The sequence below is a fragment of the Nocardia sp. XZ_19_369 genome (assembly GCF_015355715.1).
Taxonomy (GTDB): domain Bacteria; phylum Actinomycetota; class Actinomycetes; order Mycobacteriales; family Mycobacteriaceae; genus Nocardia.
On the sequence record NZ_JACVED010000003.1, the window covers coordinates 111,416 to 132,250 of the forward strand.

The 20,835-nt window shown below is 67.2% G+C and carries 20 protein-coding genes, 1 tRNA gene and 1 pseudogene; 13 read left to right on the forward strand and 9 right to left on the reverse strand.

Going from position 1 to position 20,835, the window contains the following annotated elements:
* The first annotated feature begins 4 nt into the window (after positions 1-4).
* From IBX18_RS12195 to IBX18_RS12230, 8 genes are read left to right on the forward strand one after another with little or no spacing between them, the layout of a single operon-like run.
* On the forward strand, positions 5-1,201 hold the full coding sequence (locus IBX18_RS12195; protein ID WP_194833858.1) for an MCE family protein: 1,197 nt from the start codon (positions 5-7) through the stop codon (positions 1,199-1,201).
* Positions 1,198-2,220, forward strand: coding sequence for an MCE family protein (locus IBX18_RS12200; RefSeq protein WP_194833859.1), 1,023 nt, complete (start codon positions 1,198-1,200; stop codon positions 2,218-2,220). The genes IBX18_RS12195 and IBX18_RS12200 overlap by 4 nt, the downstream gene beginning before the upstream one ends.
* A complete protein-coding gene (locus IBX18_RS12205) occupies positions 2,220-3,284 on the forward strand; it encodes an MCE family protein (RefSeq protein WP_147131132.1) in 1,065 nt (354 codons plus the stop codon). The genes IBX18_RS12200 and IBX18_RS12205 overlap by 1 nt, the downstream gene beginning before the upstream one ends.
* Complete coding sequence (locus IBX18_RS12210; RefSeq protein WP_194833860.1) at positions 3,281-4,537, forward strand: MCE family protein; 1,257 nt, start codon at positions 3,281-3,283, stop codon at positions 4,535-4,537. The genes IBX18_RS12205 and IBX18_RS12210 overlap by 4 nt, the downstream gene beginning before the upstream one ends.
* The gene (locus tag IBX18_RS12215) at positions 4,534-5,826 is read left to right on the forward strand and encodes an MCE family protein (RefSeq protein ID WP_373889184.1); all 1,293 of its coding nucleotides are present in this window, start codon (positions 4,534-4,536) and stop codon (positions 5,824-5,826) included. The genes IBX18_RS12210 and IBX18_RS12215 overlap by 4 nt, the downstream gene beginning before the upstream one ends.
* Positions 5,823-7,250, forward strand: a complete 1,428-nt coding sequence (locus tag IBX18_RS12220) for an MCE family protein (protein ID WP_194833861.1) — start codon at positions 5,823-5,825, stop codon at positions 7,248-7,250. The genes IBX18_RS12215 and IBX18_RS12220 overlap by 4 nt, the downstream gene beginning before the upstream one ends.
* Positions 7,247-8,050: a hypothetical protein gene (locus IBX18_RS12225; protein ID WP_194833862.1), complete on the forward strand. Its 804-nt coding sequence runs from the start codon at positions 7,247-7,249 to the stop codon at positions 8,048-8,050. The genes IBX18_RS12220 and IBX18_RS12225 overlap by 4 nt, the downstream gene beginning before the upstream one ends.
* Positions 8,047-8,532, forward strand: a complete 486-nt coding sequence (locus IBX18_RS12230) for a h domain protein (RefSeq protein WP_228540887.1) — start codon at positions 8,047-8,049, stop codon at positions 8,530-8,532. The genes IBX18_RS12225 and IBX18_RS12230 overlap by 4 nt, the downstream gene beginning before the upstream one ends.
* Before the next feature lie 13 nt (positions 8,533-8,545).
* Here IBX18_RS12230 and IBX18_RS12235 read toward each other — a convergent pair whose 3' ends face one another.
* The 4 genes from IBX18_RS12235 to IBX18_RS12250 form a co-directional block, all read right to left on the reverse strand.
* The gene (locus tag IBX18_RS12235) at positions 8,546-10,027 is read right to left on the reverse strand and encodes a cell wall metabolism sensor histidine kinase WalK (protein WP_194833863.1); all 1,482 of its coding nucleotides are present in this window, start codon (positions 10,025-10,027) and stop codon (positions 8,546-8,548) included.
* A gap of 58 nt (positions 10,028-10,085) precedes the next feature.
* A complete protein-coding gene (locus tag IBX18_RS12240; RefSeq protein ID WP_194833864.1) occupies positions 10,086-10,820 on the reverse strand; it encodes a response regulator transcription factor in 735 nt (244 codons plus the stop codon).
* A gap of 66 nt (positions 10,821-10,886) precedes the next feature.
* Complete coding sequence (locus IBX18_RS12245) at positions 10,887-12,443, reverse strand: trehalose-6-phosphate synthase (RefSeq protein WP_107661294.1); 1,557 nt, start codon at positions 12,441-12,443, stop codon at positions 10,887-10,889.
* Positions 12,444-12,534: 91 nt separating this feature from the next.
* The gene (locus IBX18_RS12250) at positions 12,535-12,705 is read right to left on the reverse strand and encodes a hypothetical protein (RefSeq protein WP_167768913.1); all 171 of its coding nucleotides are present in this window, start codon (positions 12,703-12,705) and stop codon (positions 12,535-12,537) included.
* 165 nt (positions 12,706-12,870) lie between these two features.
* Here IBX18_RS12250 and IBX18_RS12255 point away from each other — a divergent pair, with 165 nt between their 5' ends.
* From IBX18_RS12255 to IBX18_RS12265, 3 genes are all read left to right on the forward strand, one after another.
* Positions 12,871-13,704, forward strand: a complete 834-nt coding sequence (locus tag IBX18_RS12255) for an alpha/beta fold hydrolase (RefSeq protein ID WP_194833865.1) — start codon at positions 12,871-12,873, stop codon at positions 13,702-13,704.
* Positions 13,705-13,875: 171 nt separating this feature from the next.
* On the forward strand, positions 13,876-14,118 hold the full coding sequence (locus IBX18_RS12260) for an MbtH family protein (RefSeq protein ID WP_011207082.1): 243 nt from the start codon (positions 13,876-13,878) through the stop codon (positions 14,116-14,118).
* A 113-nt stretch (positions 14,119-14,231) separates the two neighbouring features.
* Positions 14,232-14,303: transfer RNA gene (locus IBX18_RS12265), tRNA-Thr, on the forward strand.
* A gap of 114 nt (positions 14,304-14,417) precedes the next feature.
* Here IBX18_RS12265 and IBX18_RS43405 read toward each other — a convergent pair.
* Both IBX18_RS43405 and IBX18_RS12275 read right to left on the reverse strand, forming a co-directional pair.
* A pseudogene (locus IBX18_RS43405) lies at positions 14,418-15,404 on the reverse strand (nucleotidyl transferase AbiEii/AbiGii toxin family protein).
* Entirely contained in the window at positions 15,302-15,880 is a 579-nt protein-coding gene (locus IBX18_RS12275) for a hypothetical protein (protein ID WP_194833866.1), read from the reverse strand. Before IBX18_RS12275 ends, IBX18_RS43405 begins: the two are co-directional and overlap by 103 nt.
* Positions 15,881-16,449: 569 nt before the next feature.
* Here IBX18_RS12275 and IBX18_RS12280 point away from each other — a divergent pair.
* Positions 16,450-17,349 carry a S8 family serine peptidase gene (locus tag IBX18_RS12280; protein ID WP_194833867.1) on the forward strand — a complete coding sequence of 300 codons (900 nt, stop codon included), beginning with the start codon at positions 16,450-16,452 and terminating at the stop codon, positions 17,347-17,349.
* 114 nt (positions 17,350-17,463) lie between these two features.
* On the opposite strand, the gene IBX18_RS12285 is transcribed toward IBX18_RS12280, so the two are convergent.
* Together IBX18_RS12285 and IBX18_RS12290 are read right to left on the reverse strand one after the other, a co-directional pair.
* Positions 17,464-17,889: an HIT family protein gene (locus IBX18_RS12285; RefSeq protein ID WP_194833868.1), complete on the reverse strand. Its 426-nt coding sequence runs from the start codon at positions 17,887-17,889 to the stop codon at positions 17,464-17,466.
* A 45-nt stretch (positions 17,890-17,934) separates the two neighbouring features.
* Positions 17,935-18,312 (reverse strand): PH domain-containing protein, encoded by a 378-nt coding sequence (locus IBX18_RS12290; protein WP_194833869.1) that lies wholly within the window; start codon positions 18,310-18,312, stop codon positions 17,935-17,937.
* 160 nt (positions 18,313-18,472) lie between these two features.
* Here IBX18_RS12290 and purD point away from each other — a divergent pair, with 160 nt between their 5' ends.
* Positions 18,473-19,750 carry a phosphoribosylamine--glycine ligase gene (gene purD / locus IBX18_RS12295; RefSeq protein ID WP_194833870.1) on the forward strand — a complete coding sequence of 426 codons (1,278 nt, stop codon included), beginning with the start codon at positions 18,473-18,475 and terminating at the stop codon, positions 19,748-19,750.
* Here purD and IBX18_RS12300 read toward each other — a convergent pair.
* Positions 19,743-20,732, reverse strand: a complete 990-nt coding sequence (locus tag IBX18_RS12300; protein ID WP_194833871.1) for a M23 family metallopeptidase — start codon at positions 20,730-20,732, stop codon at positions 19,743-19,745. The genes purD and IBX18_RS12300 overlap by 8 nt on opposite strands.
* Between the last annotated feature and the right edge of the window lie 103 nt (positions 20,733-20,835).

Genomic DNA, 20,835 nt, shown 5'->3' on the forward strand with positions numbered 1-20,835 from the left:
CGATATGGCGGATTCGAAGCAATTGCGCGCTGCAGCGGGTTACAAAGTGGCCGGTGCCGCGATGGTGCTCGCGCTGGCCGCGATCGTGGCCGTCGCACTGGTGATGTTCGTAGGCGGGTTCACCCCGACGGCCACCGTCACGGTCGACGCGCCGCGCAGTGGGCTGGTGCTCGATCCCGACGCCAAGGTGAAGGTGCGCGGGGTGGAGATCGGCCGGGTGGTCGCGATCGATCAGACCTCGGACGGTGCCAGCTTGAAGCTCGCGCTCAATCCTGATCAGCTGAAGCTGGTTCCGGCCAACGCGGGCGTGGATATCCGTTCCACCACCGTGTTCGGCGCGAAGTACGTGAACTTCACTGTGCCGGAACAGCCTTCGGCGGCCTCGCTGCAGCCCGGCGCGCGGGTGGCGGTGCAGCACGTGACCGTCGAGTTCAACACGCTGTTCCAGCATCTGTCCGATGTGCTGGCCAAGGTGGAGCCGGAGAAGCTGAACGCGACCCTGTCCGCGCTCGGCACGGCGCTGCAGGGTCGCGGCGAGAAGCTGGGCGACCTGCTCGCCCGCAGCGACGCCTACCTGCGCGACATCAACCCGTATCTGCCTACGCTGCAAGAGGATCTGGTGCGCACCGGCGCGGTGACCGACCTGTACGCCGACACCGTCCCCGACCTGCTGCGCACCGTCGACAACGCCACCGGCACCAGCCAGACGCTGGTCGACGAGCAGCAGAGCCTGGACACCATGCTCGCCAACCTGACGGGCCTCGCCGACACCACCGGATCGGTATTGCGGGAGAACGAAGGCGATTTCAGCACCGCGCTGGACCTGCTGCGCCCCACCACGAGCCTGCTTTTCGAGTACGCCCCGGCGCTCGGCTGCATCATCAACGGCCTCGGCCCGATGATGCCGCTCGCCGAGGATGTGTTCGGCGGCAAGCTGCCCGGCATCGGGATGAACACCAACTTCATGTTCGGCGCGCAGCCCTACCAGTACCCGAACGACCTGCCGAAGGTGAACGCGACCGGCGGCCCGCAGTGCGCGGGCGTGCTGGATCGGGTGCCGGGCAGCCATGCCGACTACGTCGTCACCGATACGAACCAGGGAGCTCCGTACGTGCCGAACACGGGTTTCACGAAGCCCAACGAGGCGCCGAAGGTGTTCCAGCTGCTGTTCGCCGGGCTGCCGGGGGTGGGCAGGCTGTGAAGAACACCGCGACGACCGTCAAGCTGCTCATCTTCACGCTGGTGATGGCACTCGTCTTCGCCGGACTGGTGGTTGTTTTCAGCCAGATGCGCTTCGCCAGGGAGTACGGCTACCACGCCGTGTTCACCAGTTCATCGGGCATGCTGCCCGGCTCGAAGGTGCGCATCGCCGGTGTGCCGGTCGGTTCGGTCTCGTCGGTGAAGGTGGGCAAGGACCACCTCGCGCACGTCGAGTTCGATGTCGACCGCAAGTACCGGCTGCTCACCAGCACCCGCGCCACGATCAGATACGAAAACCTGGTCGGTGACCGGTATCTGGAGCTGCTGGAGGGCCCGGGCTCGACCGAGATGCTGCGCGACGGCGGCACCATCGGCCCGGACAAGACGGCGCCCGCGCTCGACCTGGACATGCTGCTCGGCGGGTTCCGGCCGCTGCTGCGCGGGCTGGATCCGGCGCAGGTGAACGATCTGACCAGCGCGTTGCTGCAGATCTTCCAGGGCCAGGGCGGCACGCTGGTCTCGCTGCTCAACAGCGGCGGCTCGTTCGCGAAGACGCTGGCCGACCGCGACGAGCTGATCGGCAACGTGATCAACAACCTGAACACGGTGCTGCAGACCATCGATCAGCGTGGTGACCAGTTCGCCACCACACTCGACGAATTGCAGCGCCTGATCAGCGGTTTGGCCGCCGAACGCGATCCGATCGGCGACGCGCTGCCACGTATCGCAGGCGCCACCCGGGACCTGACCGGCCTGCTCCAGCAGGCGCGGCCGGACCTACGCTCGACCATCGAGCACACCGGGCGGCTGGCCACCAATCTCGACGAGGGCTCGGACACGCTGCAGTGGGTGTTCGACAAGCTGCCCGAGACCTACAAGAAGCTGATCCGCATCGGCGCCTACGGTTCGTTCCTGCAGCTCTACATCTGCGGGACCAACCTGGTCGTGGACGGTCCGAATGGGCAGCCGATGCAAGTGAACCTGCCGGGTAAGCAGACGACCGGAAGGTGCACGCCCTGATGAACGAGCGATCACGTGTCGTCACCATCGGCATCGTCGGCCTGGTCGTCGCGGCGTGTGTTGCCTTGTCGGCCTTACAGTTCGACCGGCTGCCGTTCGTGCGCGGCGGCGCGACCTACACCGCGTACTTCGCCGACGCGGGCGGGTTGGTACCCGGCGACCCGGTCCAGGTGGCCGGCGTGCGCACAGGCCGGGTGGACGACGTGCAATTGGACGGCGCCAAGGTGCTGGTCCGGTTCACCCTCGACGAGTCGATCGTGCTGGGCCAGAAGTCTTCCGCCGCGATCAAGACCAATACCGTGCTCGGCCGTAAGTCGCTCGAGGTGACCCCGATCGGGTCGGGCGCGCTGCGGCGCAGCGACACGATCCCGCTGGACCGCACCACGTCGCCGTACTCGCTCAACGACGCGCTCGGCGATCTCGGCCGCACGGTGCAGGACCTGGACCTGGCGCAGGTGGACAAGACGCTGGACACCCTCTCGGCGACCTTCGCCGACACCCCGGCCCCGCTGCGGGCGGCGCTGGACGGCGTTACCGCGTTGTCGCGCAGCATCAATGCCCGCGACCAAGCCCTGACCGAGCTGCTGGGCCGGGCGCAGAACGTCACCAAGATCCTGGCCGACCGGAGCAACCAGATCAACGCGCTGCTGCTGGACGGCAACGACCTGCTCGGCGAGCTGGATCGGCGCCGCGCCGCGATCGGTCAGCTGATCGTCTACGTGAACGAGGTGGCCAAGCAGCTGTCCGGCCTGGTCTCCGACAACGAGCCACTGCTGAAACCCGCCCTGGACAAACTGAATTCGGTGCTCGGCCTGCTGCAGCGCAACCGGCAGAACCTGAACGACGCGCTCGACGGCCTCGGCCCGTACGCCGCGGCGCTCGGCGAGCAGGTCGGCAACGGCCCGTGGTTCAACGCCTACGTCGTCAACGCCTCCAGCACGGAGTTGCAGCCGCTGGTCGACGCGCTGGTGTGGCCGGAGCATCTGCCCGAAGACCTCCGCAATATCTTCACCAACCCGGCACCGCCGTCGATCGGGCCCGCCCTCCAGGAGCCACCGCGATGAACATGCTGGACAGAGCCCGCAACCTGCCGCGCTGGGCGCTGATCGCCGCAGGCGTGCTGGTCGCCGCGCTGGTGCTGGCCGGTGCGTACACCGGCGTCACCCGGATCGGAAAGACCACGATCACCGCGTATTTCCCGTCGACCTCCGGCCTGTACGAGGGCGACGAGGTCCGGGTGCTCGGCGTCAACGTCGGCCGCATCGACTCGATCGAGCCGGGCAAGGACCGCGTCACGGTGAAGATGACCGTGGATCGTGGGATCGACATCCCGGTCGATGCCCGCGCGGTGATCATCTCGCCCTCGCTGGTCTCGGCGCGGTTCATCCAGGTGGCCCCCGCCTACGTCGGCGGCCCGAAAATGGCTGACGGCGCGGAGATTCCGCTCGAGCACACGGCCGTGCCGGTGGAATGGGATGACATCAAGGCCGAACTGTCCAAGCTGGCAACGACTCTCGGGCCGGTCGGCGACGACACACAGGGCTCCTTCGGCCGCTTCGTCAACACCGCCGCCGACAACATGGACGGCAACGGCCAGAAGCTGCGCGATACGTTGCGGGAACTGTCCGCCACGCTGAACACGCTGTCGGACGGGCGCACCGATCTGTTCGGCACCATCCGCAATCTGCAGAAGTTCGTCGACGTGCTGTCGGCGAGCAACGAGCAGATCGTGCAGTTCGGCGGCAGGCTCGCGTCGGTGTCCTCGGTGCTGGCCGGCACCTCCGCGGAACTCGGTGCGGGACTGGACAATCTGGATACCGCGCTCGGCGACGTGAAGCGTTTCCTGGAGGGCAGCGGCGCCGAACTCACCGAAGGCGTGCAGCGACTGGCCGACGTCACCCAGCAGCTGGTGGACAAGCGCCCCGAACTGGAGCGGGTGCTGCACTCGGGGCCGACGGCGCTGGTGAACTTCTATCAGATCTACAAGCCCGCCCAGGGAACCCTGGCCGGCGCGGTAGCGCTCAACAACACGGCCGATCCGCTGAGCTTCCTGTGTGGTTCGGTGCGGGCGCTGGAGGCCAACGATTCCGATCGTTCCGCCGATCTGTGCGCGCAGTATCTGGCGCCGGTGATCAGTTCGCTCGCCATGAATTACGCGCCGATCATGCTCAATCCGGCCACCGGGGTGCACGCGTTCCCGGATCAGTTGAAGTACAGCCCGCCGAGCCTGGCCGGGCAGGTGGCGCCGCCGGGACCGCCGCCGGTCACCGTGCCGGACGGCATTGCCGGACTTGCTATCCCAGGAGGAGGGCGATGAAGCGGCCTCGCGCATTCATGGCTCGCGAGCAGCCTCGGGAGAGCGCTGTGCGACCGCGCCGGATGGCAACGGTGGTGGTGGGTCTCGCGCTGGTGCTCGGCGTATCCGGCTGTGAGTGGGACGGTTTGAACTCGCTGCCGATGCCGGGCACCGAGGGCACCATGGACGGCGCGTACCAGGTGCGCATCCAGATGCCGAATGTGACCACGCTGACCAGGAATTCACCGGTCCGGGTCGACGACGTCACCGTCGGGACGGTGTCGAACATCGAGGTGGAGGGCTGGCACGCGCTGGTCACCGTCATCCTGAATCCGAGTGTGCGGCTGCCCGCCAATGCCGTCGCCAAGATCGGGCAGACCAGTCTGCTCGGCAGCAACCACGTCGAACTGGCCGCGCCGAACGACACTGCGCCGCAAGGCCAGCTGAAGGGCGGCGACATCATTCCGCTGGAGCGGGCCGGCGCCTTCCCGACGACGGAGCAGGTGCTGTCGTCGCTGTCGGTGGTGCTCAACGGCGGTGGCATCTCGCAACTGGAAACGATTACCCGCGAACTGAATTCGGCGCTGAGCGGTCGGGAGAACGACATCCGCGATCTGCTGCCGCAACTCAACGAACTCACCACCAACCTGGACAAGCAGCGCAACGACATCATCGCGGCGATGAGCGGACTGGACCGGCTCGGCGGCCAGCTGGCCCAGCAGCGCGATGTGGTCGCGGCCGCGATCGAGCGGATCCATCCCGCGCTCACCGTGCTCGCCGACCGGACCGCGAACATCACCGCGACGATCAGCGCCCTGGGCGACCTCAGCGACGTCACCGACCGGCTCATCGCCAGCAGCGGCGACAACCTGAAGGCCAACCTGCGCAGCCTCGCGCCGGTGCTGGAGACGCTGGCCGACACCGGGGTGAACCTCGTCGAGGCGATGAAGATCATTCCGACCTTCCCGTTCCCGATGAAGAACCTAGACAAAGCGATCATGGGCGACTACTTGAACCTGTTCATCACGGTCGACCTGACCGGCAAGCGGTTGGACAGCAACTGGCTGACCGGCACGCCGCTCGGTGGTCGATTCGGCGGCGTGGAGGGCGTGATCGGCAGTTTCGCGCCCGATACCGCGACGCAGAGCGGCAACCCGGCCACCGGACCGCTGCAGCCCGGGCCCGACGCCGGTGCACAGCCGACGCCGACCCTGCCCGGCCTGCCGCCGATTCCCGGCCTGCCCGCCATCCCCGGGCTGACCGTGCCGTTGCCCGGAGCCGCTGCGCCACAAGGGGGTCCGGGCCGATGACGCTCACGCGATTCGTCCGCGTCCAGCTGTCGATCTTCGCCGTGCTGACGGTGATCGGCCTGGTGGTGATGGGCGGGGTGTATGTGAAGGTGCCCGCGATGCTCGGCATCGGCCGCTACGACGTCACGGTGCAACTCGAGGCGACCGGCGGGCTCTACCCGACCGCCAACGTCGCCTACCGCGGCACGAATATCGGTGTCGTGCAAGATGTCCGGCTCACCTCCGGCGGTGTCGAGGCGCAGCTGTCGATCGACAGCGACTACAAGATCCCCGCCGATGTCACCGCGTGGGTGCGCAGCGTCTCCGCGGTGGGCGAGCAGTACGTCGACCTGATCCCGGCCGAGCGCCCGGCCGGCGGAAACCTGGCCGACGGTGCGGTGATTCCGGTGGGGCGCACCAAACTTCCGCAGGACGTCGGCTCGCTGCTCGATCAGTCCGACCGGCTGCTGTCCAGCGTCGCCGACACCCGGCTGCGCCAGGTGATCGACGAGGCGTTCCAGGCCTTCAACGGTGCCGGACCCGATCTGCAGCGGTTCATCGACTCGGCCTCGCTGCTGGTGCAGGAGGCGCAGAACAGCGCGGAACCGACGAAGAAGCTGATCGACCAGATCGGGCCGTTGCTGGACACACAGCTCGAGTCCGACGCGGCGATCCGCTCGTGGACCAGCGACCTGGCCACGGTGACCGACCAACTGCGCGAACACGACCCGTCGCTGCGCAACGTGCTGCGCGACGGGCCCGCCGCGATGCAGCGGGTCACCACGCAGTTCGAATCGCTGCGACCGACGCTGCCGCTGCTGCTGACCAACCTGGTCAGCGTCGGCCAGGTCGGCGTCACCTATCACGCTGGGCTGGAACAACTCCTGGTGGTCTTCCCGCCGCTGATCGCGGCGCTGAAGACGATAATCCGTGGTCCGGCGGAGTACGGCGCGATGGTCGACTTCATGGTGGTGGTCAACGACCCGCCCGCCTGCACGACCGGCTTCCTGCCCGCCAACGAGCGGCGCTCACCCAGCGAGCTGGACTCGATCCCGTCACCGCCCGGCCTGTACTGCAAGGTGCCGCAGGATTCACCGATCGCGGTGCGCGGCATCCGCAACACGCCGTGCGCGGAGTTCCCGGGCGTGCGAGCGCCGACACCCGAGCTCTGCCGGACCGGCTTTGTCCCGCAAGGCAACAACCCCCCGTTCGGCCCGTCGCAACCGGTACCGTCGGCGTCCGCGCCGGTCGACCCGGGGACGGCACCGGTGGCACCCGCCGCGTACGGCACCGGAACGCCGGCTGCCGCGAGATCCTATGACCCGTCCACCGGCCAGTACATCGGCCCGGACGGCCGCACCTACCGACAGGGCGATATCGGACCGGGCGGTTCGGGCACGGTACCGTCGAGCTGGCAGGCGATGCTCGAGGAGCAGCAACGATGACTGAGAACAACGGAGATCGGCACCGCACGCGGCGACGCGCGGTGCGCTCGGTGGGTCCGCCCGCCGAGGAGACGGCGAGCGCCGGCGTGACGTCGGTTCCGGTCGAGGGCGCGAGTACTGCGGCGGTGACCGCGGTGGCGCTGAGTAAGCAAGCGGGCAGCGCCGCGCCGTCGAGCGCTGGAAGTGTGTCCGCTGCCGCTGATACGGACACCGCAGACACTGCCGCTGTCGTAGCCGACGCTTCGGCGGATAGTCAGCCCGTCGATCTCGACAGGGCTGCCGCCGATGCCAAGAACGACGAGAAGCCGAAGAAACCCACTCGCCGCCTGACCACGCTGGCCGCAGCCGCCGCCCTGGTGCTCGCACTGCTGATCGCAGCAGCCCTGTCCGCGGTGGTGCAGGCCCACTCGCTCGACACCCGCGACGCGCGCCGCGCCGAGTATGTGCAGACCGCCCGGCAGGCCGTCCTGAACCTCACGACGATCCGCGCAGATTCGGCGAAGGAAGACATCGACCGGATCCTGTCGCTGGCCTCCGGCCAGTTCAAGAACGAATTCGATGGCCGGGTCGATCCGTTCATGAACATCGTGCAGCAGGCCAAGGTCGTCTCCAACGGCGAGATCGTGGAGGCGGCGATCGAAAGCGACGAGGAGGACTCCGCGAAGATCTTGGTCGCGGCCAAACAGACGTTGACCAACGCGGGGCAGGAGGGGCCGCAGACGCGGTTCTACCGCTTCCGGGTCACCGTGAGCGACGGCAACTCCGGTCTGACCGTATCCAAAGTGGAGTTCGTGGCATGACAATGCGGAGCAAGATCTTCCTGGCGGCCGCGAGCGTGGTCGCGGTCGCGGCGCTGATCGTGCTGGGCGTCAACGGGTTACGGATCTGGAACGACCAGCAGGCCGAGCAGGCGCGCAAGGATGCGGTGACCGCCGCCGACCGGACGGTCACCGCCATGTTCACCTACGACTATCAGACCGTGGACCGGGAACTGCCCAAGGCGGCCGACAACCTCTCGCCGAAGTTCCGCGAGGACTATCTGAAGCTGATCACGCAGGCCATCGCCCCCGGTGCCAAGGACAAGCAGCTCTCGGTGAAGGCGACTACTCAGGCGGCAGGCGTGGTTTCGGCCGACAAGTCCCACGTCGAGGTGCTGCTGTTCCTGAATCAGGTGACCACCAGCAAGGATTCGCCGCAGGGCACCACCAGCGGCAGCCGGGTCCGGGCCACCGTGAACAAGGACGGCGACCGCTGGCTGGTCGACCAGGTCACCCCGGTCTGAGCCGAATCGGTTGTCACGCAGTGGATTCGCGTGGCAATCGCACGGTGAAGGTGCTGCCTTCGCCCTCGACGCTGCGCACGTCGACGCTGCCGCCGTGCGCGGTGACCAGCGCCTGCACGATGGACAGCCCGAGGCCCGTGCCGCCGCTGGTGCGGGTGCGTGAACTGTCGGTGCGGTAGAAGCGTTCGAAGATGCGGTCCGCCTCGTCGGCGGGTAGTCCGGGGCCGGTGTCGGCGACCTCCAGCAAGACCTCGTCGGCGGTGGGGGTGAGGCGCACGGTCACCGCGGCGTCCGGTGGGGTGTGCGTGAGCGCGTTGTTGAGCAGGTTGGCCAGCACCTGCCGAAGCCGGGTCTCGTCGCCGATGACTTCCAAAGTGCCTTCGCCGGGCTGGATGTCGAGTTCGATCCGGCGCCGCGGTGCGCCGTCGATCGGGTGCCGGGGTGCGTCGTCGATTCGGCGCCGTGGCGTGTCCGGGTCCGCGGCGGCGGCCATAGCGCGCGCACTGTGCACGGCATCGCTGGCCACGGCGAGCAGGTCGACCTGGCCCCGCTCCAGCGGGCGCTGCGCGTCGAGCCGGGCCAGCATCAGCAGGTCCTCGACGAGGATGCCCATGCGCTGGGATTCGCGTTCGATGCGGTCCATGAACAGGTCGGGATCGGTGGTCGCGCCCTGCCGGTAGAGTTCGGCGAAGCCGCGGATGGTGGTGAGCGGGGTGCGCAGTTCGTGGCTGGCGTCGGCGACGAACTGGCGCATCTTCGCCTCCGAATGCTTGGCCGCGGCCTCCGACGCCTCGGTCTTCGCGAACGCCTGCTGGATCTGGGCGAGCATGCCGTTGAGCGACCTGGACAACCGGTCGACCTCGGTGTTGTTGCCGCGCACCGGCACTCGGCGGTACAGGTCGCCGCGGGCGATGGCGGCGGCGGTGTTCTCCACCCGAAGCAACGGCCGCAGGCTGCGCCGGATCACGAAATACGCGGCGACGGCCAGCGCGCTCAGCACGATCAGCCCGACGACCAGCTCCAGCATGACGAGGCGTTGCACGATGTCGTAGTTCTGGTTGAGCGGCAGCGCCACCGTGGTGGTGCCGTCCGGCACGCGGACCGTCAAGATCCGCCACTCGGTCGGCCCGCCGCCGAACGAACCCACCGTCATCGGCCCGATCGGCGGGGACTCGGGCAGCGCGGGTTCGGCATCGACACCGAACGCCTTGATGAAGTAGATCCGGCCGTCGTCCTGCACCGAGCGGACGTAGAACTGGCTGGTGTGGCGCGGATCGCCGGGCAGGCTGGGTGGCGGCGGCACCCGGCGGCGCGACCATTCGATCGCGCCGTTGCGCAGCTGCTGGTCGGTACGGTCGGTCAGCGAGCGTTCCAGGCCCGAGGTGACCACCATGCCCGAGATCAGCAGGCCGAGTCCCGCGGTGGCGACGAGAATCAGCATCAGCGTCACGCGCAACGGGATCGCCGAGAGCGCGCCGGCAGCCTTGGCGCGCATCGCCGCGACCGTTCCCTCGCTTATGACCCCACCTCGCAGCCGCGTGGCAGTGTGTCGCTCATTTGGCCGACCGGGTGCGGCTCGGCGCGCGCATGACATAGCCGACCCCGCGCAGGGTGTGGATGAGGCGCTCCTCGCCGGTGTCGACCTTCTTGCGCAGGTACGACACGTAGGTCTCGACCACCCCGACCTCGCCACCGAAGTCGTAGCGCCACACGTGATCCAGGATGCGCGGCTTGCTCAGCACGGTGCCCGCGTTGACCATGAAATAGCGCAGCAGGGTGAACTCGGTGGGGGACAGCGCGACCGGCTCGCCCGCCTTCCACACCTCGTGGGTGTCGTCGTCGAGCTCGATGTCCTCGAAGCGGAGCCGGGAACTCTCCCGTCGCGGTGCGGAATGCCCCGCGCGGCGCAGGATCACCCGCAGCCGGGCCACCACCTCCTCCAGGCTGAACGGCTTGGTGACGTAGTCGTCCGCGCCGAGGGTGAGCCCGGTGATCTTGTCCTGCACCTCGTCTCGCGCGGTCAGGAACAGCACGGGGGCATCGATGCCGTCGGCGCGCAGCCTGCGTAGGAGGCCGAAGCCGTCCATGCCCGGCATCATCACGTCGACGATCAGCGCCTGCGGCCGGAAGCTGCGCGCCTTGTCCAGCGCCTGCGCCCCGTCCGCGGCCGTGTCGACGGCGAAGCCCTGGTACCGCAGGCTGACCGCGAGCAACTCCACGATCATCGGCTCGTCGTCGACCACCAGCACCCGCGCCTCGGGTGCCTGCTCCGCAGGCGCACCACTCATGGCTTCATGGTCCGCTATCCACCTGCGAACTTGCTGGACCTTATCTGGGTGATTCCTGTGAACGATTTACCTGGATGGTTGCCGTTCCTCCGGATAGACGTCGTCGTCGGTGAGCAGGGCGCTGCCCGCGACCTGGTCCTGCGCGAGCGCCTCGAGGAAGGCGCGGGCCCAGCGGTCCACGTCGTGGGCGAGCACCTGGCGGCGCAGCGAGCGCATGCGGCGGCGCTTGGTGTCGCGATCGTCCTCCAGCGCGGAGACGATGGCGTCCTTGACGCTGTCCAGGTCGTGCGGGTTGCACAGGTAGGACTGGCGCAATTCGGCTGCGGCGCCGGTGAATTCGCTCAGCACCAGGGCGCCGTTGAGACCGCTGTGGCAGGCGACGTACTCCTTGGCGACCAGGTTCATGCCGTCGCGCAGCGGCGTCACCAGCATCACGTCGGCGGCGACGAAGAAGGCGATCAGCTCGTCGCGCGGGATCGGCCGGTGCAGATAGTGCACCACCGGGTGACCGACCTGGGCGAACTCGCCGTTGATCCGGCCGACCTGACGCTCGATGTCGCCGCGCATCTGGATGTAGCTCTCCACCCGCTCGCGGCTCGGCGTGGCCAGCTGGATCATCACGGTCTCGGCCGGATCTATCCGCTCTTCCAGCAGCAGCTCTTCGAGCGCGTTGAGCCGGATGTCGATGCCCTTGGTGTAGTCCAGGCGGTCGACGCCGAGCAAGATGTTCTTCGGATTGCCCAGTTCCGCACGGATTTTCGCGGCCCGCTCGCGGATCGAGCGACGCCGGGAATGCTCGTCGAGTTCGGCCGAGGAGATCGAGATAGGAAACGCACCGACCCGGACCGTCCGGAAGCCGACCTGGACGACGCCCAGTTTGGAGCGCACACCGACAGTGCCGCGCGAGGTCGGCTGGCCGGCCAGCCTGCGCGCCAGGTACAGGAAGTTCTGCGCGCCGCCGGGCAGGTGGAAACCGATCAGATCGGCGCCGAGCAGACCCTCCACGATCTCGGTGCGCCACGGCATCTGCATGAACAGCTCGACCGGCGGGAACGGGATGTGCAGGAAGAAGCCGATGGTCAGGTCGGGCCGCAGCATCCGCAGCATCTTCGGCACCAGCTGCAGCTGGTAGTCCTGCACCCACACGGTGGCGCCCTCGGCGGCCACCTTCGCGGTCGCCTCGGCGAAGCGGCGGTTCACCGTGACGTAGGCAGCCCACCACTTGCGGTCGTACACCGGGCGCACGATCACGTCGTGGTAGAGCGGCCACAGTGTGCCGTTGGAGAAGCCCTCGTAGTAGTCGGCCACTTCCTGGGCCGTCAGCGGCACCGGATGCAGCTCCAGGCCGTCCTCGATGATGGGATCGACGTCCGCGTCGGGCACTCCCGCCCAACCGACCCAGGCGCCTTTGTTGTTGCGCAACACCGGTTCCAGTGCGGTGACCAGGCCGCCCGGGCTGCGTTTCCATCGGGTCGTGCCGTCGGGCAGGCGTTCCAGGTCGACCGGCAGCCGGTTGGCCACCACGACGAAACCGGAGCCGGACTCGGCCGGACCGGTACGTGCGGTCGTTGTCTCGTCAGGTGCTGGTTCTAGGGCGGGCTCGGAGTCGTCGGACGAAGTCATCTGGTCCACTCACGCATCCTTTGCGCGTCGCTGGGTCCCCCGGGGAATCGGGTAGGTCGACGTCGCCGTTGGCGTCGAAAGGGGTTGGGCTCTAGTCGACCCGGGTGCTCGGGCCGATGCCGAGCATCGACAACAGCATCCGGCACTCGTCGGCGTCTTCCGCGTAGGCCGCGACAACGCGCTGGGCCTGACGTGCGGTTTCATCGGCAAGTGGTTCCAGATCGTCGTCCGCGATGTCGTTCGCGCTGCCCTTCGCGGCCATCTTCAAGTCCTCCCGGTTCACTACGCTCGTACGTGCGAATAGTCAATGGTATCTGGCGCCGCCAGGCGCGGGTGGCACCCGCGTCACACCAGCCCCCGGCCGGTGTGCCGACCCCGTCCGCCCCTATACCGTGGGACTGAGCATCAACTCCACGAAAGGGTCGATATGCCGCTGGCCACGGTGAACGGAATTTCCCTCAACTACCAGGTCAAAGGTGACCGCGCGCGGGGTACCGATGTCAAGGGGTCGGGTCCGCTTGTGGTCATGATCATGGGCACCGGCAGTCCGGGCCGGGTGTGGGAGTTGCACCAGGTCCCCGCGCTGATCGCCGCGGGCTACCGGGTGTGCACCTTCGACAACCGCGGGATCGCGCCGTCGTTCGAGGCCGCCTCGGGCATGACCATCGACCAGTTGGTCGCCGACACCGCCGGGCTGATCGAGCTCCTCGACGAGGGTCCCGCGCTGGTGGTCGGCACCTCGATGGGCGCGCGGGTCGCGCAGGAATTGGCGCTCGCCCGGCCCGAACTGGTGCGCAAAGCCGTCTTCATGGCCGGGCACGGACGCCTCGACCAGTTCCAGAAGACGCTCTCGCTCGGCGAGCACCAGCTCGACGCGAGCGGGGTGCGACTGCCCGAGAAGTACGAGGCCGCGATCACCGCCGTGATGAACCTCTCGCCCGCGACGATGGCCGATGCCAACGCGGCCCGCGACTGGCTCGACCTGTTCGAGTTCACCGGCGGGCCGGTCACGCCCGGTATTCGCGCGCAGCGACGGATGGATCACGATTTCGAGCGGGTGCAGGCCTACCGTGCGATCACCGTGCCATGCCTGGCCGTCGGGTTCGCCGACGACCGGATGATCCCGCCCTACCTGACCAGGGAAATCGCCGAGGTCATCCCCGGTGCGCGCTACCAGGAAGTGCCCGACGCCGGGCACTTCGGTTACCTGGAACGCCCGGAGACGGTGAACAAGATCCTGCTCGATTTTTTCGCGAGCTGAGTTTCCCGGCCCGAGGTAACCGCCCGGGCGTAACGTCTCCCTTGCTAGGGTCGAAACAACGCTCGGGACTCCAACGGCGCGCAAGTCCGTGGACCCCTCGGTTCGTCGGACCCGGCGCCGGGCGATCCAAGAGCGATCCCGTACATAGCGCGAGTATCCAGTGAGGTGAAATTGAGCACCAACCCTTTCGATGACGAGGACGGCCGCTTCTTCGTCCTGGTCAACGACGAAGAGCAGCATTCCCTGTGGCCTGCTTTCGCGGAGGTCCCGGCCGGATGGCGCGTCGTGTTCGGCGAGGACAGCCGCGCTGCCTGCGTCGAATACGTCGAAAAGAACTGGACCGACATGCGTCCGAAGAGCCTGCGCGACGCCATGGCCGCCGACGACGCGGCCCGTCAGGGCGCCCAGTCCTGACCCTCGGTAGCTGAATACCGCGCCGGGACAACCCGACTGCGTGACACCGTAAGCCGGTGTCACGCAGTCGGCCTGCCCGGCTATGATTGCAACCGCTTTTCCAGAAGTCACCCGCCTCCTTAGCTCAGTGGTAGAGCACTCGCCTTGTAAGCGAAAGGTCGTCAGTTCAATCCTGACAGGGGGCTCCGGTCGAGCGCGCCCACATCGGGCGCGCTCGTTCACGTTGTAGGGCTCATCCAAAAGGGTGGTCAGACCGAGGTTCGGTCTGACCACCCTTTGTTTGCAGCGCAACGTCCGAGTCACCCACTTACCCACGAACTTTGATGCTGGTCCCACACTTGACCGGTGACGAGCCCGGACAGCGGAGGGTCGCTGAAAGCGACGACGGTTGCGACCACTAGTTCGAACCGCTCGGGGAGTACCCGGTTGTCGGTACGCCGCCGCCACGCAGCCCACTTTGCCTGGCCGATAAGCGGATACCCGTCGAGGGCTTCACTGAGGGGAATGATCGTTGCCCGGCGAAATGTCGTGACTGCCTGGATCGCCTCTTGGAGGTCGGATCCCGTCATCGGGTGGTGATGGGTGAGCGTCCAGATGTCGCCGAAGTCACGCCATCGGGTGCTCGCAGTGCCTCGCTGAACTGCGGTGACGATCTTCTCTGCGTAAACCATCTGCAAGGGATAGCCGCGGACTGTAATCGGGTCGCCGTCGAGCAGTCGCGGTACGGCCACGGTGGTCGGCTCGGGATGAATCGGATCCCCGACATTCACGTCCACGTGGAAGCTGAGCTTGGCGCGACTCAACGTGGCCTTGGCGCTGACCCGGATGCCTGAGTATTCACTGTCGTCGCGAATCACCTCCGCGGTAAGCGAGTCGAGCTGGAACTGCAGTCCATCATCGGCTGGCACTGCGAGGATCTCACGGATCAAACCGAGGATGGTCTAGCTCTCATTGCTCACATCGATTGCGGCCAGGTCCACATCACGCGTCGGTCGCCGGTTTCCGAATGCGGCAAGCAGCACGCCGCCCTTCAGGACGAATGCTTCGCGGTGGGAATTGGCGGCCAGACGCACGAGGAACCCCTCGAGCAGGTAGAGGTCGAAGAGTTCTTGCGTGTTGCGCCCCGTGGCCTTCGCCCTCTGCTGCAGTGCGCGATATGTCCGATCGCCAGTATCTGCGGCGTTCACAGCAGGATGCTTATCGTCTGATTCAGCCCGCGTTGCGCAGTGGGAAACGACTTCGCCAACCGCAGCAGTTCCGATGCTTGCCCGCCCTTGCGCAGCCACCGCTTGAGCGACTCGATGCCCAGGTCTTCCCCCTCTAGATGCCGCAGACGGAAGGCGTCGATGATGCTTCGCTGGGCGGAGTAGAGGCCGATGCTGTGGCTCTGATCGATGTTCAAATCGTCCCGTCCGAGATCGAAGGTCGTGGCATCGAAACGGTGCCATCTGACCGGCGTTTCCAGCTTCGGCGCCCAGGCGCCGCGCGGGATTGCGATGTCGATGGAGCTGGGTATGTCGTCTATCAGGTCGTGCCGCGCAAGAGCGGACCGCAGCGCGAGTGTGGCGCGCGGTGCCCGAGTGGCGATGGCCAAGAGGTCTTCGTCGCCGATCCAGCCGGCCTTGCGATACAGGCCATGGGCAAGGCGGGTGATTTGTCCATCGGCGAGAAGCCGACGAAAGCGCCCCTCGCCGATCAGCCGCACAGCGTCGTTGAACCGGAACGTGTCTGGGAGTTCGGTGAGGATTCGCGCCGAGTCCATCGTCTGACCCCCTCGCTATGGGTAGGAAATCCTATACAGCTGTACATCGACTGTATAGGATTTCCTGGGCAGGTCAACGTCGACGTGTCAGCTATCTTTGGCACATGACTAGTCGCTCGCGGGCGCCACTGAGCTTCCGCCTGCGGGACCGTCGCGGTCGGCACAGCGCTCAGGTATGCGAGAGGTCGTCAGTTCAATCCTGACTGGGGGCTCTGGTCGAGTCCGTCTGTGACGGCGCGCTCGTTCAGGTAGTAGCGGTCCTGCACGGCGCGGACGACAACCCCACAACGCCATCGATCTTAGATAGAGCTGCAAGCCATTGCCCGCCAGCGGCGGCGTTGGATCGGATTCGGTAGATGCTCGTGTCATCTCGAACCTGTATGGCTCCGAATACACGGTACCGAGGCGGCTCGGGTCGCAGACCACCCGGCGCGGCCGGGCGCCGCTACCCCTCACCAGAAGGAATGATGATGCGTATGCCTGGCACCCGCGTTAGGACGTCGTTGTCGGGGCGCGGGCGGGAGGTCGGAACGCGCCGTGCGGTAAGGAAATTCGGCGTAGTCGTGGTCATGGGAGCGATGCTGTCGGGGCTGCAACCGTGCTACGCACATGCGGCCGTCCAGTCCGGAGCGCCGTGGAATCTCGACCGAATCTCGCACGACGATCTTCCGGCCCCCTATACCGGCACCTACACCTATCCCGACTCCGCAGGTGCCGGCGTGACGATCTGGGTGCTCGACACGGGAGTCCAGCCCGCCAACACGGAGTTCGGTGGACGAGCCGAAACGGCAACGAGCGCCATTACCGGCGAACCATCCACGGACGTCAACGGTCACGGAACCGCACTGGCCGGGATCGCTGCCGGGGCAACCTACGGGGTGGCGAAGAAGGCCCGAATCGTCGCCGTGCAGATTTTGGACGCGGAAGGCCACGGTACTGAAGCGAGTCTGGTAGCCGGGTTTCAATATGTGGCAGAGAACAAGACAGGTAATGACGTGGTCTTGCTCGGCGTGGAGTTCAGTGACCGCGCATTTCTGCAAGACTCGATCCGAGCTATGCAGCAGCTGGAGATTCCCGTCGTGATCGGCGCCGGTGACGGAAGCGAAGACAGTTGTGTCGGTTCTCCGGCCCCCGCGACGGAGATTGTCGTTGCCGCAACCGACAGGGGCGATACCGCAGCGAAATTCAGCAACTGGGGCAGTTGTATCGCCACCTTCGCGCCGGGGGCGGGGATCGCGGCGCCGACGGCGAACATCAACGATCCGTCGAAGGACGGCGGCACCAAGAACCTCGATGGAACAGAAGCGGCTGCCGCCCATGCGGCCGGAGTAATCGCGCTCATAAAGGCTGACAATCCAAGCAGTTCCGTGAGCGTGATCAAAAACATGATGGAGCAGGCTGCTACCCAGGATGCAGTTCGCGGTGTTCACTCGGGAACACCGAACCTGCTACTTCGTATCCCACTGTGACCAGAGCACGGATCGAGTCACCTGGAGCGCGTCCGCAAGGGCGCGCTCGTTTCCTTGTGCTGGGCGAGCGAAACGGTGGTCCGGACACTTTCGGCGGTCGGACCACCGTCGATTTCAGTCGGGGACGTTGGCTCCGTGGCCGAGATCGCGCAGGGCTTGCTTGATCTTGGTTTGGGCCTCGTCCAGGGATTCGGGGGTGGGGTTGGGGTCGGCGCCGGAGATGTCGAAGTTGCCCATGGTGAAGGCGGGGAAGACGTGGACGTGCAGGTGGGGGACCTCGAGGCCGGCGATGAGCAGGCCGGCTCGGGGGGCGTCCCAGGCGGCGCGCACGGCCTGGCCGACCTTCTGGGCGACGAGGTTCAGGCGGGCGAAGGTGTCGGCGTCGACGTCTTGCCACTGGTCGATTTCCTTGCGGGGCACCACCAGGGTGTGGCCGGGGGTGACCGGTGCGATGGTGAGGAAACCGACGAATTCGTCATCCTCCCAGACGAATCGACCTGGAAGCTGACCGGCGATGATCGCGCTGAAGACAGAAGCCATGATTCGCAGGCTACGCGCCGCGGATTCGGGCGGCGCTCGCCGCGACTAGACCGCCGCGAAATGCGACAGGATGCCCTGCACCTCGTAGATGTCGACCTGGCGATTGAACCTCTTCTGTAGCGGCTCGCTGCTGCCGGCGATCCAGATGCAGAGTTCGGCATCGAGGTCGAAGGTGCCTGCGGTTTCCACCGAGAAGTGGGTGATCGCGCGGTAGGGGACGCTGTGGTAGCTCACCTTGCGGCCGGTCATGCCCTGCTTGTCGACCAGGATCAGGCGGCGGTTCGTGAACAGGATCGCGTCGCGCACCAATAGGTATGCGGCGTAGATCTGTTCACCTTCGCCCATCAGTTTCGCGTATTCCTGTTGCGCCCTGGCGGGATCGATTCGCCCGGCATTGCCCATCAGTCCGTCGATCAGACCCATCGTGTGCACATCCTTCGCGCGGTGTGGGTGATGTGGTCCGGTCGCGGTATGTCCGAACCATCCCTTTCCATCATCCATGTCGCGAGACCGATATTCGATGGTCGACTGCTGTTCATGAGTGAGCGCAGCTCGCCGGGGGCCTTCACCTAAGCTGTCTGCCGTGCGCGTACTCGTCATCGGTTCCGGAGCCCGTGAACATGCCCTCGTCCTGGCGCTGCGCCGCGACCCGGCGGTGAGCGGGATCGTCGCTGCTCCGGGCAACGCGGGTATCGCCCAGCACGCGCAGACCAGGCCGGTCGATCCGTGCTCGGCGGAGGCGGTGGTGGCGCTGGCCACCGAGTCGGCGGCCGATCTCGTGGTGATCGGGCCCGAGGTGCCGCTGGTGCTCGGCGTCGCCGATGCCGTGCGCGCGGCCGGGATCGCCTGTTTCGGGCCGTCGGCCGCGGCCGCACGGATCGAGGGCTCGAAGGCTTTCGCCAAGGATGTGATGGCGGCGGCGGGGGTGCGGACCGCGCACAGTGAGATCGTGGACACCCCGGCCGACCTGGACGCCGCGCTGAGCCGGTTCGGCCCCACCTGGGTGGTGAAGGACGACGGTCTCGCCGCGGGCAAGGGTGTGGTGGTCACCGCCGATCGGTTCGCGGCCCGCGATCACGGCGCCGAACTGCTCGAGCAGGGGCACCCGGTGCTGCTGGAATCGTTCCTGGACGGGCCGGAGGTTTCGCTGTTCTGCCTGGTCGACGGGGAGACGGTGGTTCCGCTGCTGCCCGCACAGGATCACAAGCGGGTCGGCGACGGCGACACCGGTCCGAACACCGGCGGCATGGGCGCCTACACGCCGCTGCCCTGGTTGTCCGAGGAGGCGGTCACCGCGATCGTCGACGATGTGGTGAAACCTGTTGCGGCGGAAATGGTTCGCCGTGGCTGTGGATTCTCCGGGCTGCTCTACGCCGGTCTTGCGATGGGTGTCGCCGGACCCGCGGTGGTCGAATTCAATTGCCGCTTCGGCGATCCCGAAACCCAGGCCGTGCTCGCCCTGCTGGAAAGCCCGCTGGCCGAGCTGCTCAACGCCACCGCAACCGGCACGCTCGCCCAGGTCGAGCCGCCTCGCTGGCGTGACGGTGCTGCGATCACCGTGGTGGTCGCGGCGGAGAACTACCCCGGCCGCCCGCGCATCGGCGACGTCATCTCCGGGGCGGGCGAGGGTGCCCTCGACGAGTCCGCCGCGGTGCTGCACGCCGGAACCGCACTGCGTGAGGACGGCGCGCTGGTCTCCGCGGGCGGCCGGGTGCTCAATGTGGTTGGTGTCGGCGCCGATCTCGCCGAGGCCCGCACGCACGCTTACGAGCGCATCGCCTCCATCAAACTGCCGGGCAGTCACTACCGCACCGACATCGGCCTCGCCGCCGTCGAGGACCGGATCGCTGTCCCTAGCTGAAGTTGAGCCCGTGTAGGGCCAGCCACTGGCGCGGATCTACGTGCTGGCCGCCGACGATCACCTCGAAATGCAGGTGCGGGCCGGTGGAGTCGCCGCGATTGCCCATGCGGGCGATCTGCATGCCTGCGGGGACACGTTCGCCGCGCGAGACGAAGAAGTCGTACATGTGGCCGTACACGGTGATGCTGCCGTCGTCGTGGCGGATGCGCACCCACAATCCGAAGCCCTCGGCCGGGCCCGCGTCGATGACGGTGCCGTTGGCTACGGCGTAGATCGGGGTGCCGATCGGCCCCGCGATGTCGATGCCGTTGTGGAAAGTGCCCCAGCGGGAACCGAATCCGGAGGTGAAAGCGCCGCGGGCGGGCATGACGAAACCGCCGACGCCCGGCAGCACCGCACCCGGCATCGTCGTCGAGCCGCCACCCATCCACGGCTGCCATTCGCCTGCGGCCGCCGCGGCAGCCTCCGCTTTGGCGCGTTCCAAGGTGGCGCGTGCGGCGGCCGCGACCACGGCCTGTTCGCGCAGACGTTCACCGTTGGCGATGGCGTTCAGGTATCGACGCACCGACGGCGGGGTGGATTGCACCTGTAGCGGGTAGGCCACGGCGACGCGTTGCGCGTGGGCTTGGTCCGGGATGCGATCGCTGATCACGCCGGTGTAGTAGGTGTCGCCTGCGGCGAAAACAGCGGTCGCGGCGAGCGCGGCCAGCAGCACTCGATGCTTACGCAGCAGCGCGAGGAGTTCGTCGCGGTCGGGGCGTTTGTCGTCCCACTTGGCACGCAGCTCGGATCGCCGCCGCCACAGTTCCCGCGGATCGGGTCGTCGTCGCAGGATTTCCTGGACGTTGCGCCGATCGAGCAGGGCCCGCGGGCCGCGCGCCGGTCGTTCCCGGAGCCGGGCACGCCAGTCCGGCGGAATGACCCCGATGCCACCCACTCCGCGCACCCGGTCGAGCCCAGCTCGTCGAGCATTCTCGAGCATCACGCCGACCATAACCCCGGTAGCAGGGGAGCGCACGACAGGCGCTGCGCACCGGCTACCGTCTGACGGGTGTGCAGAGAATCTCGCCGGTCGACCATTCCAC

Bases quoted from the DNA above. Each gene is read 5' to 3' on its own strand.
- IBX18_RS12195 (WP_194833858.1), top strand. From the start codon at position 5: ATGGCGGATTCGAAGCAATTGCGCGCTGCAGCGGGTTACAAAGTGGCC.
- IBX18_RS12205 (WP_147131132.1), top strand. From the start codon at position 2,220: ATGAACGAGCGATCACGTGTCGTCACCATCGGCATCGTCGGCCTGGTC.
- IBX18_RS12210 (WP_194833860.1), top strand. From the start codon at position 3,281: ATGAACATGCTGGACAGAGCCCGCAACCTGCCGCGCTGGGCGCTGATC.
- IBX18_RS12215 (WP_373889184.1), top strand. From the start codon at position 4,534: ATGAAGCGGCCTCGCGCATTCATGGCTCGCGAGCAGCCTCGGGAGAGC.
- IBX18_RS12220 (WP_194833861.1), top strand. From the start codon at position 5,823: ATGACGCTCACGCGATTCGTCCGCGTCCAGCTGTCGATCTTCGCCGTG.
- IBX18_RS12225 (WP_194833862.1), top strand. From the start codon at position 7,247: ATGACTGAGAACAACGGAGATCGGCACCGCACGCGGCGACGCGCGGTG.
- IBX18_RS12230 (WP_228540887.1), top strand. From the start codon at position 8,047: ATGACAATGCGGAGCAAGATCTTCCTGGCGGCCGCGAGCGTGGTCGCG.
- IBX18_RS12235 (WP_194833863.1), bottom strand. From the start codon at position 10,027: ATGCGCGCCAAGGCTGCCGGCGCGCTCTCGGCGATCCCGTTGCGCGTG.
- IBX18_RS12240 (WP_194833864.1), bottom strand. From the start codon at position 10,820: ATGAGTGGTGCGCCTGCGGAGCAGGCACCCGAGGCGCGGGTGCTGGTG.
- IBX18_RS12245 (WP_107661294.1), bottom strand. From the start codon at position 12,443: ATGACTTCGTCCGACGACTCCGAGCCCGCCCTAGAACCAGCACCTGAC.
- IBX18_RS12250 (WP_167768913.1), bottom strand. From the start codon at position 12,705: ATGGCCGCGAAGGGCAGCGCGAACGACATCGCGGACGACGATCTGGAA.
- IBX18_RS12255 (WP_194833865.1), top strand. From the start codon at position 12,871: ATGCCGCTGGCCACGGTGAACGGAATTTCCCTCAACTACCAGGTCAAA.
- IBX18_RS12275 (WP_194833866.1), bottom strand. From the start codon at position 15,880: ATGGACTCGGCGCGAATCCTCACCGAACTCCCAGACACGTTCCGGTTC.
- IBX18_RS12280 (WP_194833867.1), top strand. From the start codon at position 16,450: ATGGGAGCGATGCTGTCGGGGCTGCAACCGTGCTACGCACATGCGGCC.
- IBX18_RS12285 (WP_194833868.1), bottom strand. From the start codon at position 17,889: ATGGCTTCTGTCTTCAGCGCGATCATCGCCGGTCAGCTTCCAGGTCGA.
- IBX18_RS12290 (WP_194833869.1), bottom strand. From the start codon at position 18,312: ATGGGTCTGATCGACGGACTGATGGGCAATGCCGGGCGAATCGATCCC.
- IBX18_RS12300 (WP_194833871.1), bottom strand. From the start codon at position 20,732: ATGCTCGAGAATGCTCGACGAGCTGGGCTCGACCGGGTGCGCGGAGTG.